Raw genomic sequence first — 16,304 nt, forward strand, 5'->3', positions numbered from 1 at the left:
TATTCACTATTTTTTTATACCCACTCGTTTTGTTTCTGTGGTTTTTGCGCTTGCTCTTTTTTTTGTTGCCTCGGTACGTTTGCGAGTACCCTTTACGTGTTGTACTGCCGTAGATGGTATCTGTTGGATGCCACTTAATGCCTGTGGTGTACGTGACTGTCTAGCCTTTTCAATGAGTTGCTGCAACTGTGCAATCAATGGCTGCATAAAGTCATCATAACAGCACTGTTTTTCACTGACTGCGGTCAAAGTTGACTCCCACTGCGCAGTCATATCCGGTCGAGTAGCAACATCCGGTAAGCTGTGGATCAGCGCACGCCCAGCGGGTGTTGATTGAATCGTACGCCCTTTTTTGTGCAAAAATTGCCGCTTAAACAGTAGTTCGATAATGCCAGCTCGGGTCGCCTCCGTGCCTAAACCGTCGGTTGCGCGTAGCACTTTTTTCAGATCTTTATCTTGTACAAAACGGGCGATACCTGTCATCGCAGAAAGCAGTGTTGCATCGGTAAAAGCGCGCGGTGGCTGGGTCTCTTTGTGCAGCACTTCACCGTGATCACAGGTTAGAACATCCCCTTTACTGACGGCGGGTAACGGCGCGCTGCTCTCATCATCTTTCTCTTCATCTTGCTTGCCTTGCAACGCTTTCCAGCCGGCGGTTTGCAAGTTACGCGCCTGTGCATGGAATTTACCGCCATCAATAGTCAGACGAATTTTGCATTTACGATACTCGGCATCCGCGCAAAATTGCATCAAGTATTGACGAGCAATCAAGGTATACACTTTTTGTTCATCCGCCGTTAGATTGGCCGGTTTCGTGCGGGCGGTTGGAATAATGGCATGGTGAGCATCTACTTTGCCATCATCCCAACAGCGTCCACGTTGTTGTGCGTCAAACCCTGCATGTGAAGCATCAAGCGAGGCAGCATGTACCGTCAACGCATTCAGTACCGCATGCCGATCAGCAAAATGCTCTGCGGGTAAGTAGCGGCTATCAGATCGTGGATAGGTGATCAGTTTATGCGTTTCATATAGCTTCTGGCAGGTATCCAACACCTGCTGGGCACTCAGCCCAAAGGCCTTCGCAGCATCAATTTGCAACGCTGAAAGTGAAAAAGGCAGTGGTGGTTGCTCTTTTTCGCGCTTATCTTCGTAATCATCAACCTGCGCGGGTTGACCGCTGATCCTTGCGGCAACATGCTGCGCCAGTTTCAGGCTGATAATCCGCCCCTCTTCATCCTGATAGGGCTCAGTAGCTTCACTCGGCTGCCACTGTGCGCAGAAGGTTTCGTGGGTAGGTGTTTGAATATGCGCCCGCACTTCATAATAGGTTCGGGGAATAAAGTGCTCTATCTCTTCATCACGCCGCACCACTAAGCCCAAAATCGGGGTCTGCACCCGCCCAACCGAAAGCACACCCTTGTAACCTGCCCGCTGGCCAAGCAGTGTGTAGGCACGGGTCATGTTTATGCCATATAGCCAATCGGCGCGCGCACGCGCCAGCGCGGAAACACACAGGGGAATAAACTCCCGATTAGGCCGCAGGCGGCTAATCGCCCGCGTAACAGCCGAAGGGTTTAAATCATTAATCAGGCAACGCTGAATATCCGTTGCAGCCGCTGCCGATAACGGCAGGTATTGCAGCACTTCATCCACCAAAAGTTGCCCTTCTCGGTCAGGGTCACCGGCATGGACAATTTGTGTCGCCTTTTTGACCAATGAGGCCAATACGTTGAGCTGTTTGCGGGAGGAGGGTTTCGGTTGCAACTGCCATTTTTGCGGCACTATCGGTAAATGCAGTAAATTCCACCGTGCATACTGCTCGCCATAGGCATCAGGCTCGGCTTGCTCAAGCAAGTGGCCGATACACCAGCTCACCACATTTCCCTCACCGCACTCAATATAGCCATCTTGCTTTCGGTGTGGTTTTGGCAATACATCGGCAATAGCACGACCAAGACTGGGTTTTTCCGCGATGAAAAGACGCATTGACAACCTTTATGATAAATCGCTTTGTGATATACAGCATAAACCGTGAAGCACAGACCACATGAGCGTGCCATGTGGCCTGTGTAATAATGTAAAAAGCAGCTACCCGGCATAGGTTAAATACCTTGATTTCTCAAGTATGCTTCAACATCTTGATACGTGCCCCTAAAACAGATGCGGTCAGCTTTTTTGCCCAGTTGATACTGATACATTGGGTCGTAATACTCAACCAGTAGTGGCGTTAACCAGCTCATATGTACATCTGCTGATTGGCCCTGCTGATGCTGAATCAGGGCATTCTCCAACAGCTCGGTGATCTCTTGAAAACGGGTCACTCCTAAGCGTTTACGAATACCGAATAAGCCATGACGCAAGTAATCAGCAAACTGCATCCAACCTTGTTGCTCGCCATACACACTGATAAAGCCGTTCAACATAAAATCAACGTACTCTTCACGCAGGCGAACTAGCCGAACGTCAACAGGGTCATCAATCACCGCAATTTTTGCTTCTGTCATTGATTGGAATAGTTCTAGCGGTACGTGTGCCGAACCGATAATCCGCCCCTCATCTTCGAGAACCAGAGAGGTTGCACCGCTATCCATACACTTGAGCAGTTCAATGGCTAACTGATTTTCAAACCCAATTTGGGTAGATTGCTCAACCACCATCCGACCAAAAGAAGAGCCACGATGACGGGCTGCGCCTTCCAGATCAGCACTGTTAGGCAGTGATTTAATCAGGCGCGTTTTGCCGCTGCCAGTGTTGCCGCCAACCAGTATCATTGGCAATGTTGCCGCTTCAACGGTCTGATCCATTAAAAAACGGCGTAAGGCTTTGTAACCCCCTTCAATTAATGGGTAGTCTACTCCAGCCTCTTTCAACCATGCTTGGGTGATGTGTGAGCGTTGGCCACCACGAAAGCAGTACATGTAACCCTGCGGATGTGTATGGCAATAGGCTGTCCACGCGGCAAGACGTGCGCTTTTTACCTCATCACGCACTAAATTATGCCCTAAGCGTAGTGCATGCTCAGGCCCTTCTTCTTTGTAACAGATCCCGACCGCTTCTCGCTCACGATCATTCATCAGCGGTAAGTTAACTGAAGTCGGGAATGCGCCTTGTAAATATTCAACCGGCGCGCGCACATCCATGAGCGGGGTATCCGTTAAAAACAGCGTGCGAAAATCCACTTCAGCTGCATTTAAACGCGGCATGCTTTAACCTCGATCAGGGCAGTATCTGGTGCACCTTGCAGTGCATGTTGGTGCAATTCACCAATGGCTGAGAGCGTCAGATTATGGCGGGCAGCTACAGCCTGAACGTCGGCTTCAGCATCAGGACGTACAGCCAGTAATAATCCGCCAGAGGTTTGCGGATCACACAATAAATTACGCTGTAAATCCGTCAGCGGCGCAATTAAATGGCCATAGCTGTCGAAATTACGCAGCGTACCGCCAGGCACACACCCCTCGGCAATATAGGCTTCTACCGCATCGAGTTTTGGCACAGTATCAAACCACAAGGTTGCCGTCAGAGAAGAGCCCTGACACATTTCACTTAAGTGGCCTAGCAAACCAAAACCGGTAACATCGGTCATTGCCGTAACGCCGGTTAAGTGGGCAAAATCAGCGCCTGATGTGTTCATCTGGCACATAGTCTCCGTTGCTACACCCACATGTTCTGGGCGTAGTTTGCCTTTTTTCTCTGCGGTGGTCAGCACACCAATACCCAGCGGCTTAGTTAGATAGAGCTTACAACCGGCCTCTGCCGCACTGTTCTTTTTCACCAAGGCTGTTTCAACAATCCCGGTAACGGCAAGACCAAAAATCGGTTCAGGCGCATCAATTGAGTGGCCACCTGCCAGTGCAATACCCGCCTGCTGACACGCATAACGCCCGCCATCAATCACTTTTTGGGCAACTTCAGCCGGTAATTTGGCAATCGGCCAACCCAAAATAGCTATCGCCATAATAGGTTTTCCGCCCATTGCGTACACATCACTAATGGCATTGGTGGCGGCGATACGGCCAAAATCAAAAGGATCATCCACAATCGGCATAAAAAAGTCGGTGGTACTGATAATGCCTGTGCCATTGCCAATATCGTAAACAGCCGCATCATCTTTGGTTTCGTTGCCAACCAATAAATTCGGGTCTGCAAACTTCTGCATTTCTGAATGCAAAATCGTATCAAGTACTTTTGGCGAAATTTTACAGCCGCAACCTGCACCGTGGCTGTACTGGGTTAAACGCAGAGCTTCCATGGGAAAAAATCCTATCATCAAATTATGAAAATGACAGGCGTGCCGTAACACGCAATGCGCCTATTATAAGCGCGCATAGCGTGAGATGCTCAAAAATGATGGGTGTTGTGGGTGATAAAGTACGATAAAAGCCTATCTCGTGGAATAAATCACCGATTCACATTAAAAATGTCTGACAAAAGGTGAAATATCAGCCGGTTTAACTTTTTGTGGTGTTAACGGCGTTGTTCCCAGATAGAGAAAGCCCACCAGCGCATCTTGTTCATTACACCCAAAAGCCGCTTTTATACGCTGATCTTCTGTCCATTTGCCACTGCGCCAGATACCGCCAAAACCGAGTGCAACGGCTGCCATTTGCATAGCCTGAACTGCGCAACCTGCCGACATAATCTGCTCCCAGTGTGGCACTTTGGGGTGATCGCAACAGTGCGCAGCTACCGCAATAATCAGCGGTGCGCGAAACGGCGCTTGGCGTGATTTTTCGATAAATTCGGCAGGTTCGTGGTCTTGCTCGGCCACGCTGACCAGCAGATCACTAAAACGTTGCAATCCGTCACCCTCTATCAGGGTAAAACGCCACGGCTGCAATGCGCCGTGATCAGGCGCACGCATACCCGCGCGAATAATGGTATCGAGTGCCTCGCCCTGTGGTGCGGGGGCTTGCAGACGTGAAGCCGAACGGCGGTGCAACAGTAAATCCAACGCGTGCATAGGTAACTCCCTGCGTAAACCTTGCATAAAGCTTTGTATAAAAAATAGCGCCTGACTGTAACGGCTGTTACAGCAAGGTGACAGTGAACGTACAAGTAAACACTGTTGTTAGATTACCATGCTCAACTGCCGCCTAACAAATACGAATAGTTCTCAATTGTAAGTTATCTGCGATCTACCGTCTATGAGTGATCACGTATTAGTGATCATAGCTATTTAGTATCAAATGTTAGTCACTACTACGCATACAATTACAGACGCGACGCGACCTCTGCACCCTGACGAATCGCACGTTTTGCATCTAGCTCACTGGCCACATCAGCTCCACCAATCACATGAGGCTTACGCCCTAATGCCAGTAGTTGATCGGCCAGCTCACGCAGCGGCTCTTGCCCCGTACACAAAATAATGTTGTCGACCGCCAGAATTTGGCGCTGACCGGCATATTCAATATGTAGCCCTTGATCATCAATGTTGTGGTACTGAACACCAGCCCACATCTGCACATTATGCTGCTGTAAACTCGCACGGTGTATCCAGCCGGTGGTTTTCCCCAATCCCGCCCCGACTTTGCTCTCTTTACGTTGTAGCAGCCAGATTTCACGTTGTGTGACTGGTGCAACAGCCAGTTGTAACCCGCCACGCGCCTTGATTTGCGTATCAATACCCCACTCTTTCAGCCAGTGGGTAATATCCTGTTGATGATTCTGCTCTTGTATTGAGTTAGCCGACACAACAGCCAAATACTCAGCCACATCAAAGCCGATACCCCCCGCACCGATAATCGCCACACGTTTACCCACCGGATGATGATCGCGCAGTACATCGAGATAACTCAGTACGGTTGGGTGATCAATTCCCGCGATCGGCGGCACGCGCGGAACAATACCGGTAGCAATAATCACCTCATCAAAGCCCGTCAGCATGGCCGCATCAACCCGCTGATTTAGGCGCACATCAACCGCATTGTCGGCCAGCCGTGCGGCAAAATAGCGCAGCGTTTCGGTAAACTCTGCTTTACCGGGGATCTGGCTGGCATAATTAAACTGCCCACCAATCTGATGGTGTTGTTCAAACAGCGTAACCTGATGCCCGCACTCTGCGGCAACACAGGCCGCAGATAACCCCGCTGGCCCTGCGCCCACAATGGCAACCCGTTTTGGTGCTGCGCTGCGCAAATAACGCAACTCGGTTTCATACCCAGCCTGCGGGTTGACCAAACAGCTCGCTCGCTTGCCAATAAATACGTGATCTAAACAGGCCTGATTGCAGGCAATACAGGTATTGATACGGTCAGCCTGATTGCTGGCCGCTTTGCGCACAAAGTCAGGATCTGCCAAAAACGGGCGTGCCATTGAAACCATATCGGCATCCCCACGGGCCAGAATATCCTCGGCAATTTGTGGTGTATTAATGCGATTGGTGGTGATCAGCGGAATATTTACCTCCGCACGCAAACGCGCAGTTACCCAGCTAAATGCTCCGCGCGGCACACAAGTTGCAATTGTCGGCACACGTGCCTCATGCCAGCCAATACCGGTATTGAGCAATGTTACTCCCGCACTCTCAAGTGCTTTGGCCAGTAACACAACTTCATCCCAACTGCTTCCCTGTTCAACCAAATCCAGCATTGATAAACGAAAGATAATAATAAAATCACGTCCGACCCGCTCACGCACAGCACGCACAATTTCTAGTGGGAAACGGCTGCGGGCAGTAAAATCCCCTCCCCAGCCATCGGTACGGTGATTGGTTCGGGCACAAATAAACTGATTAATCAGATACCCTTCTGATCCCATAATTTCAATGCCGTGATAACCCGCCTCTTGCGCTAAAATCGCAGTTTGGGCGAAATCACGTATCGTATTATGAATTTGGCGTACAGATAATGTGCTAGGTTTGAAGGGCGTGATAGGAGAGCGTATAGCAGAAGGGGCAACTGAAAACGGATGGTAAGCGTAACGCCCGGCATGCAAAATTTGCAGGCAAATTTTACCACCAGCTTCTGTCACGGTGGTCGTCACTTTACGGTGTTTACCCACCTGCCATGGAAAGCTTAACTGCGCACCGTGCGGTACTAAACGGCCACGAAAATTGGGTGCAATCCCACCGGTGACAATCAGCCCGACACCACCTTCGGCACGCTGGCGATAAAACACCGCCAGCTTATCAAATCCGCCGCGAGCCTCTTCAAGACCGGTATGCATTGATCCCATCAATACACGGTTACGTAATTGGGTAAACCCCAAGTCTAATGGCTGTAATAAGTGTGGATAAGGTGATGCCGCTGAGAGCAAAACCGGCACGGGCTCAGACAACAAAAGAGAGTGTGGCATAGAGGAAGGCATACATAACTGTCCTTATTATTATGGTCTGACCAGCTTACGAAAGCCCGTAAACAACCGCAAACAATTTATTTACATTTTGCAGGTGTCATACAACAAACCAATATACAACTTATAGCGAAACAGTATGAAAAGCTGATCTTTACTGCCGTTCGCGTTACGATATCTTTTATCAACTAATTAATTATCACTTAACTTACTGGAGATACCATGCGCTTATTGTGGCGACTGGTTGCAAATTTGTTTAGCTGGGCATGGCGAATCATTAATTTTATTCGCGAAGCCACCCTTAATCTGATGCTGGTTGTACTGGTATTAATCGGCATCGTCATTTACGGCTTTTTAAAGCCCGAAAGCCCTAATATTAAACAAGGCGCACTGCTGCTCGATTTAACCGGTGTTATTGTTGAAGAACCCCGTTTTTCTAATCCAATTCAACAGATGGGACGTGAGTTTTTTGGCAATAACACCAGTATTACAGAAAACTCAGTATTTGAATTAGTTGATGCTATTCGGCAAGCAAAAACTGACAGCAAAGTTAAAGGTATTGTTTTATATCTCAATAACTTAACCAGTTCCAGCGCACCATCTATTACTTATATAGGTAAAGCACTGCAAGAGTTTAAAGAGAGTGGAAAACCGGTATATGCTTATGCTGATACCTATTCACAAAGCCAATATTACCTTGCCAGCTATGCCAACAAAATATTCATGTCTCCACAAGGTAGTGTTGAGTTAAATGGCTTAGGAATGAATGCGTTATACTACAAAGACTTGCTCGATAAGTTAAAAGTCAATACTCATGTATTCCGGGTCGGCACATATAAATCTGCCGTAGAGCCCTTTATCCGTAATGATATGTCTACTGAAGCACGTGAAAATACCCAACGTTGGGTTGATTTGATGTGGAAAAATATCCAAACTGATATTGCAACTAACCGTAAATTACACCCAAGCGATCTTACTCCTACTACCGATACGCTGCTTGCTGATTTGAAAAAACTCAATGGCGATCGTGCTACTTATGCTCTACAGCATAAACTTGTTGATCAACTGGCCACTCGCCAAGAGATGAGCAGTGCCATGGCAAAAGTGTTTGGTGAAGATAAAACACCACAAGGCTTTATTGCTACGCACTATCAGCACTATCTCAGTGCTAACCCGCTTGATCGCACCCCGGCAGACGGTAATATCAGCGTTATTATTGCCAGTGGCGCAATCATGGATGGCACACAGCAACCAGGTAGTATTGGTGGTGATAGTACTGCAGAGTTACTGCGCCAAGCACGTGTTAACAACAAAATTAAAGCGGTTGTATTACGGGTTGATAGCCCTGGCGGCAGTGCTTTTGCTTCTGAAATTATCCGCAATGAAGTGGTTGCACTGGAAAAAGCCGGTAAACCGGTGGTGATCTCTATGGGGTCAATGGCCGCATCGGGTGGATACTGGATCTCAGCCGACGCAAGCTATATCGTTGCTAATCCGAACACTATCACCGGCTCTATTGGTATTTTCGGTGTGATCAACACCTTTGAGAATACTCTAAACAGCATCGGTGTGAATACAGATGGCGTGTCAACTGGGCCATTAGCAAATCTGAGCATCACCAAAAAACTTAACCCGTATGTTACCGATCTCATTCAACTCTCAATCGAACACGGTTATCAGCAATTTTTAACACTTGTTGCTCAAGGCCGAAAAATGACCATTCCTCAAGTAGATAGTATTGCTCAGGGGCAAGTTTGGTTAGGGGTTGATGCGAAACAAAAAGGGCTGGTTGATGCCTTAGGTGATTTTGATACTGCTGTAACCAAAGCGGCTGAATTGGCAAAAATAAAAACACCAAAACTTAATTGGGTCCAACAAACATTGTCCACACGTGACATGATTTTATCGCAATTTAGTGTACAAATGCAGACTCTCATTCCCACAAGCATGGTGGTTCCAACCCCACTGATGCAAACGCTTAAAGCATGGCAGCAGCAGACCTCTATGCTGAGTGAATTTAATGACCCAAATGGCCGTTACGCATATTGCCTAAACTGCGGACAAGTCACCCATTAGTGATTTATTTGAATAAGATAAACAGGGTAAACCGTAAAATTCACCCTCTATATTGATAAAAATCATCCAAGCCCAGTCAATCTGGGCTTTTTTTCACCATAGACTCTTCTATAATTTACGCCATATAAAGTGCATTTAGCTGCCCTTTTTCCAATATAGGCCAGATAATCCACCTACTTGGTGTTTTAACGCTCACAATCAGCGGATATTTATGCAGAAAAAATCTATTTATGTTGCCTATACCGGCGGCACTATCGGCATGCAACACTCAGAGCATGGCTACATTCCCGTCTCTGGCTATATGCAAAAACAACTGGAGCAGATGCCAGAGTTCCATCGTGCCGAAATGCCCGATTTTAGTATTCATGAATATGCCCCTCTGATCGACTCATCAGATATGACACCCGCTGACTGGCAGCGTATAGCCGATGATATTTACGCCAACTACGATCACTATGATGGCTTTGTGATCCTACACGGCACAGACACCATGGCCTACACCGCCTCAGCACTCTCCTTCATGCTGGAAAACTTAAATAAACCCGTTATCATCACCGGCTCACAAATTCCGTTAGCCGAGCTACGTTCTGATGGCCAAACCAACTTGCTCAACGCCCTCTATCTGGCAGCAACCTACCCCATCAATGAAGTAACCCTATTTTTCAACAACAAACTGTTTCGTGGCAACCGGACTACTAAAGCGCATGCTGACGGCTTTGATGCGTTTGCCTCACCCAACTTTCCGCTTCTCATGGAAGCAGGTATCCATATTCGTCGCATTACGCCATTGACACATACAACAAACAACACTGCGCTAAAACTGCACAGTATTACTCCTCAACCTATTGGCGTCGTATCGCTCTATCCGGGTATATCTTCAGAAGTTGTGCGCAACTTTTTGCGCCAACCAGTAAAAGCACTGATTTTACGATCTTACGGAGTAGGCAATGCTCCTCAACACCCAGCACTGCTGGCCGAACTGCAAGAAGCCGCCAAACGTGGCATTCTTGTTGTAAACCTAACTCAATGTTTCTCAGGTAAAGTCAACATGGGGGGCTATGCCACTGGCAATGCTCTCGCACAAGCACAGGTAATTAGTGGACACGATATGACCGTTGAAGCTGCACTTGCTAAACTACATTACCTTCTTAGCCAAGACCTGCCCGTCGATACCATGCGTGCCCTGATGCAACAAAGCTTGTGTGGGGAATTAAGCCGAGATTAAATAGACAACTGCGCTAAACAAAACAGACAGCATATCGGCTGTCTGTTTTTACATCGCACCACTTTTTGCATGCTTGTTTTAATCACTTGATAACGAGCTCACTATTGATAACGAGCTCACTATCGGTATAGAAGAAGAGGCTGAAAACTGCTGCTTTAACTCCTGTTTCGACTTATGCGCCAAAACACCGTCTGGCCCAACTGTCATATGTTGCGGATCGCAATTATGCTTAGACTGCCACATTAATACAGCCTGCAAACTGGTCTCTTTTTGCGCATCCGTTAACCGCGTCCCGTCAGCCCATTTTCCCGTTTCAACTGCTTGACATAATCGCTCATATACTTCGGTAGTCATTTTAGCAATCACACTGTCTAATTGCATCCCTCTGCTCCTTACATCTAAAACGTACATCCTGTTGAAATTCAATAATTTTATTATTTTTTGATACAAACCATACTATTCTTATTTAGACAAGCACCGTATTTTTACCCCAATAACGGCATACATCACTGTATCGTAGTGACATATCTAACCTACTGTTTTTTCACCCGATATTTGATCAACAAAACAGAGTGCAACAGAATTGAGACAATAGCGATTCCCCTCAGGAGCAGGGCCATCAGAAAACACATGCCCAACATGCGCATCACACTGCTTACAACGGATCTCAATACGGCACATACCGTGTGTAAAATCATCTAAATAACACAGCGAATTTGGCGTTAATGGTGCAGAAAAACTTGGCCAACCACAGCCAGAATCAAATTTATCCACCGAAGAAAACAGCGGATGATCACAGCAGACACAGTGGTACAACCCCGTTTTTCGGTTATGTAACAGGCGGCCTGAAAAGGGCGCTTCAGTACCCTGTTCACGGCAAACATGTTGTTGCTCAGGAGTCAGTGTTTCAGGCACACATTTTTTCTCAGACATAACACCACACTTTTGCTGTATTAATGTTCATAACAGGTTAAATGTACCAAAAATACCGTGAAAGTGAGTTACATTTCGTCATCATCCAAAGAAACGTGATAATAATCACAATAAACAAATTAAAACTGACTATACTTATTAGCTCTATCGATTCAGCACGTTAGCTAACGCATAATAGCCGAGCGAAATGTGTAAAATAACCCGATAAAGGCGATACACTGCCTATCAGAAAAGTGAAGTAACACGAAAAAATAGAGAAGAAATTTGTCTTGCTTTATGATTTTCTGCAAGGTTTGACACATTTCCTCTTGACGGTTTGTAGGGTTTTTGTAAGTTTACAACCATCTTTTAATCAACGAACACTGAGTTGGTGAATGAATATGTCTATCAAAGTAGGTATTAACGGTTTTGGCCGTATTGGTCGTTTTGTTTTCCGTCTGGCTTGCGAGCGCAACGACATCGAAGTGGTTGGTATCAATGACCTGATCGACGTTGACTATATGGCTTACATGCTGAAGTACGACTCTACTCACGGTCGTTTCAATGGTACCGTTGAAGTTAAAGACGGCAACCTGATTGTTAACGGCAAAACCGTTCGCGTTACCGCTGAGCGTGATCCAGCTAACCTGAAGTGGGATGCTATCGGTGTTGACGTTGTTGCTGAAGCAACAGGTTTGTTCCTGACCGACGAAACTGCACGTAAGCACATCGCTGCTGGCGCGAAAAAAGTTGTTCTGACTGGTCCTTCTAAAGATGCGACCCCAATGTTCGTTATGGGCGTAAACCACAGCGAATATGCTGGTCAAGAGATCGTTTCTAACGCATCTTGCACCACTAACTGCTTGGCACCAATTGCTAAAGTTCTGAACGATACTTTCGGTATCGAATCAGGTCTGATGACAACTGTTCACGCAACAACGGCTACCCAGAAGACCGTTGATGGCCCATCTGCTAAAGACTGGCGTGGTGGCCGTGGCGCGGCTCAAAACATCATTCCATCTTCTACTGGTGCAGCGAAAGCCGTGGGTGTTGTTATCCCTGAGCTGAAAGGCAAACTGACTGGTATGGCATTCCGTGTTCCAACTCCAGACGTATCTGTAGTTGACCTGACTGTTAACCTTAAGAAAGCAGCAACTTACGCTGAAATCTGTGACGCAATGAAAGCGGCTTCTCAAGGCGCAATGAAAGGCGTTCTGGGTTATACCGAAGATGAAGTTGTTTCCACTGACTTCCTGGGCGAGCGTCAAACTTCTGTGTTCGATGCTAAAGCCGGTATCCAGCTGACTGACAAATTCGTTAAAGTTGTATCTTGGTACGACAACGAAATGGGTTACTCCAGCAAAGTTCTGGATCTGATCGCTCACATCTCTAAGTAATTATTCCAGATACCTTATCTGAATGATTAACCTCGAGCGGATGATCCTAAATGGATTATCCTGAGTGAATCAAATAAAAAAGGTGGCGTTGAGCCGCCTTTTTTTATAACTGAAATTTACCCTTTATTTTATCTCCGGTTCACAGGAGCACGCGAGTATGGATCGCTTTTTATCCCTGCCGATTATTGAGCAACTCTCCCCTGCACTAACACTACGCCGCAAAGACGAACTTGAGGTGCTGGTCATTGATCACCCGCAAGCACAAGCCGTGATCAGTTTGCAAGGCGCGCAATTACTACTCTGGCAACCACGAGATCAAAAGCCGGTTATCTGGTTGAGTGAGAAGGCACAGTTTGTCGCCGGAAAAGCACTGCGCGGCGGCATCCCTGTTTGCTGGCCATGGTTTGGCCGAACTGCGCAACCCGCACACGGTTTTGCCCGTAACTTACCGTGGCAATTACAGCACCATCAAGAGTCAGCCGACATACAGCAGCTAACCCTGACATTGAATGATACCGCTGAAACGGATGCTTACTGGCCACACCCGTTTACCCTATCACTCACACTCGAAATTGGCACAACACTCAATATCATGTTGCACAGCCAAAGCACTGAGGCCATTAATCTGACCGGCGCGCTGCACACCTACTTTGCCGTTGATAATATTAATAAAACCAGTGTTGAAGGGTTAGGCAATGATTACATTGACAGCCTAAACCACAGCCAGCAGGTTGTGAATGCGCCGGTTTTACTGCTCGATGGCCCCGTTGATCGCATCTATACCGCTGCCGAAAATATCTCATTTATTCATGATGATGCAGCGCAACGTGTTATTACCGTAGAGCATCAGGGTAATAACAGTGTGGTCGCATGGACACCATGGCATGAAGGTGCTCAGAACATGGTTGATATGAATGACGACGCGTATCTGACCATGGTCTGCGTGGAAACGGCTATCACCCGTCAACCTGTCACCGTAACGCCACAACACAGCCATACACTCAGTACACATATTCGTATTGCATAATAGTGAAGTACTGTTGAAGTATTTTCATGAATAACACATAAAGGCGGCTTAACCGCCTTTTCTTTTTATACCGTATAAGCTCTTTTTATTTATTCCTACCTTCTTTTGCCATTTCTTTTTGCTTTTTTTGTACACGTCTTGTGCATATCACGTAATAGATCTTTGATTTACATCCATTCTGACACGTATAAAAACACACACTCTGTTATCAACAGCAAACCAACCCATTATGCATCAACGCGCTTATTGATATCTTCTATTTAGCCTACATGCACATCAAGGTTAAAATTTCGTTAAAAAACTTGGCGTTATTTACATGAAATTCTTGTATACCCGACTAAGCTTAATTTCAGGAACGTAACAATAGTATATCGAGTGAATCAAAACGTTCCATTTCGTATCCATCCTTCTGGGGGTATCACCATGACTATTTTTGATCACTATCGTGAGCGTTATGAAGCGGCAAAAGACGAAGAGTTTACACTGCAAGAGTTTCTCACTATTTGCCGTAATGACCATACAGCCTATGCGAATGCAGCAGAACGCTTACTGATGGCCGTAGGTGAACCTGTCATGATTGATACCTCAACTGACTCTCGTTTATCTCGCCTATTTTCCAATCGTGTTATTGCACGTTATCCAGCCTTTGAAGAATTTTATGGGATGGAAGAGTCAATTGAGCAAATAGTCTCTTATCTCAAACATGCTGCTCAAGGTTTAGAAGAGAAAAAACAGATTTTGTATCTATTAGGCCCTGTTGGCGGCGGTAAATCATCTTTGGCTGAACGTTTGAAAAGTTTAATGCAACGCACCCCTATCTATGTATTAACCGCAAATGGCGTACGTAGCCCAGTCAATGATCACCCATTTTGCTTGTTTGATATCAATGAAGATGGGCGAATTTTAGAAGAAGAATACGGTATTCCTAAACGCTATTTACGCAATATTATGTCGCCTTGGGCTGCAAAACGCCTACATGAATTTGGTGGCGATATTACCCGTTTTAAAGTGGTCAAAGTTCGCCCCTCTATTTTGGATCAAGTGGCTATCGCTAAAACAGAGCCAGGAGATGAGAACAATCAGGATATTTCGGCACTCGTCGGTAAAGTTGATATCCGTCAGCTTGAACATTTTGCCCAGCATGACCCCGATGCCTACAGCTACTCAGGTTCATTATGCCGTGCAAATCAGGGCTTAATGGAGTTCGTTGAGATGTTTAAAGCACCGATTAAGGTGCTACACCCACTACTGACCGCAACACAAGAAGGCAACTACAACGGCACAGAAGGCCTTTCTGCCCTGCCGTTTGAAGGCATTATTTTGGCTCACTCAAACGAATCTGAGTGGGTGCAATTTAGAAATAATAAAAATAACGAAGCCTTTCTCGACCGCGTCTACATTGTAAAAGTGCCGTATTGCCTACGTGTTTCTGATGAAATGCGTATTTATGACAAACTTCTTCGCAACAGTGAACTCGCTAATGCCCCTTGCGCACCGGGAACATTGGAAACACTGGCTCGCTTTACCGTGCTTTCACGCATGAAAGAAACAGAAAACTCCAGTTTATACTCAAAAATGCGCGTTTATGATGGTGAAAGCCTAAAAGATACTGATCCAAAAGCAAAGTCGTACCAAGAATACCGCGATTATGGTGGTGTTGATGAAGGAATGAACGGTCTATCCACCCGTTTTGCCTTTAAGATTTTGTCTCGTGTATTCAACTTTGATCACAGTGAAGTTGCAGCCAACCCGGTGCACCTGTTCTATGTGCTTGAGCAACAAATTGAGCGTGAGCAGTTCCCGCAGGAGATTGCAGAAAAGTATATTGAACACCTGAAAGGTTACTTGATCCCCAAATATGTTGAGTTTATCGGGAAAGAGATCCAAACCGCATATTTAGAGTCGTACTCTGAATATGGGCAGAATATTTTTGATCGCTACGTGGTATACGCTGATTTTTGGATTCAAGATCAAGAGTATCGCGATCCGGAAACCGGACAGTTATTTGACCGTTCAGCCCTCAATGCAGAACTGGAAAAAATAGAAAAACCAGCCGGTATCAGTAACCCGAAAGATTTCCGCAATGAAATTGTGAACTTTGTATTGCGGGCCAGAGCACACAATGGTGGCCGTAATCCGAATTGGACCAGCTATGAAAAACTGCGCACGGTTATCGAGAAGAAAATGTTCTCCAACACCGAAGAGCTATTGCCGGTTATCTCGTTTAATACCAAAACATCCACCGAAGAGCAGAAAAAGCACGATGATTTTGTTCATCGGATGATGGAAAAAGGCTACACCAAAAAACAGGTGCGCTTGTTGTGTGAATGGTACTTACGTGTGCGTAAATCATCCTAAAAACGGGCTAACT

The 16,304-nt window shown here is 46.4% G+C and carries 12 protein-coding genes; 5 read left to right on the forward strand and 7 right to left on the reverse strand.

Going from position 1 to position 16,304, the window contains the following annotated elements; all coding sequences use genetic code 11:
- Positions 1-6: 6 nt before the first annotated feature.
- The 5 genes from ACRC53_RS10385 to ACRC53_RS10405 form a co-directional block, all read right to left on the reverse strand.
- Positions 7-1,986: a DNA topoisomerase III gene (locus tag ACRC53_RS10385; RefSeq protein WP_438643349.1), complete on the reverse strand. Its 1,980-nt coding sequence runs from the start codon at positions 1,984-1,986 to the stop codon at positions 7-9.
- 116 nt (positions 1,987-2,102) lie between these two features.
- Positions 2,103-3,203, reverse strand: coding sequence for a tRNA 2-selenouridine(34) synthase MnmH (gene mnmH / locus ACRC53_RS10390; RefSeq protein WP_438643350.1), 1,101 nt, complete (start codon positions 3,201-3,203; stop codon positions 2,103-2,105).
- Positions 3,191-4,270, reverse strand: coding sequence for a selenide, water dikinase SelD (selD, locus tag ACRC53_RS10395; protein WP_438643638.1), 1,080 nt, complete (start codon positions 4,268-4,270; stop codon positions 3,191-3,193). Before selD ends, mnmH begins: the two co-directional genes overlap by 13 nt.
- Before the next feature lie 144 nt (positions 4,271-4,414).
- Positions 4,415-4,963: an NAD(P)H nitroreductase gene (locus ACRC53_RS10400; RefSeq protein WP_438629739.1), complete on the reverse strand. Its 549-nt coding sequence runs from the start codon at positions 4,961-4,963 to the stop codon at positions 4,415-4,417.
- Positions 4,964-5,214: 251 nt separating this feature from the next.
- On the reverse strand, positions 5,215-7,299 hold the full coding sequence (locus ACRC53_RS10405) for an oxidoreductase (protein ID WP_438643639.1): 2,085 nt from the start codon (positions 7,297-7,299) through the stop codon (positions 5,215-5,217).
- Between the two features lie 219 nt (positions 7,300-7,518).
- Between ACRC53_RS10405 and sppA the strand changes: the two genes are divergently transcribed.
- Positions 7,519-9,372: a signal peptide peptidase SppA gene (gene sppA / locus ACRC53_RS10410; protein ID WP_438643351.1), complete on the forward strand. Its 1,854-nt coding sequence runs from the start codon at positions 7,519-7,521 to the stop codon at positions 9,370-9,372.
- Between the two features lie 211 nt (positions 9,373-9,583).
- Complete coding sequence (gene ansA / locus ACRC53_RS10415; RefSeq protein ID WP_438643352.1) at positions 9,584-10,597, forward strand: asparaginase; 1,014 nt, start codon at positions 9,584-9,586, stop codon at positions 10,595-10,597.
- Between the two features lie 78 nt (positions 10,598-10,675).
- On the opposite strand, the gene ACRC53_RS10420 is transcribed toward ansA, so the two are convergent.
- A complete protein-coding gene (locus tag ACRC53_RS10420) occupies positions 10,676-10,978 on the reverse strand; it encodes a YeaC family protein (protein WP_438643353.1) in 303 nt (100 codons plus the stop codon).
- 147 nt (positions 10,979-11,125) lie between these two features.
- Entirely contained in the window at positions 11,126-11,530 is a 405-nt protein-coding gene (gene msrB / locus ACRC53_RS10425; RefSeq protein ID WP_438643354.1) for a peptide-methionine (R)-S-oxide reductase MsrB, read from the reverse strand.
- Positions 11,531-11,910: 380 nt separating this feature from the next.
- Between msrB and gap the strand changes: the two genes are divergently transcribed.
- The 3 genes from gap (at position 11,911) to ACRC53_RS10440 (ending at position 16,291) form a co-directional block, all read left to right on the forward strand.
- Positions 11,911-12,906, forward strand: coding sequence for a type I glyceraldehyde-3-phosphate dehydrogenase (gap, locus tag ACRC53_RS10430; RefSeq protein WP_438622965.1), 996 nt, complete (start codon positions 11,911-11,913; stop codon positions 12,904-12,906).
- A gap of 157 nt (positions 12,907-13,063) precedes the next feature.
- Positions 13,064-13,933 carry a D-hexose-6-phosphate mutarotase gene (locus ACRC53_RS10435; protein ID WP_438643355.1) on the forward strand — a complete coding sequence of 290 codons (870 nt, stop codon included), beginning with the start codon at positions 13,064-13,066 and terminating at the stop codon, positions 13,931-13,933.
- A gap of 423 nt (positions 13,934-14,356) precedes the next feature.
- A complete protein-coding gene (locus ACRC53_RS10440) occupies positions 14,357-16,291 on the forward strand; it encodes a PrkA family serine protein kinase (RefSeq protein ID WP_438643356.1) in 1,935 nt (644 codons plus the stop codon).
- Positions 16,292-16,304: the final 13 nt, after the last annotated feature.

This window comes from Plesiomonas sp. (genome assembly GCF_051652165.1).
Classification (GTDB): Bacteria; Pseudomonadota; Gammaproteobacteria; order Enterobacterales; family CAMTGL01; genus Plesiomonas.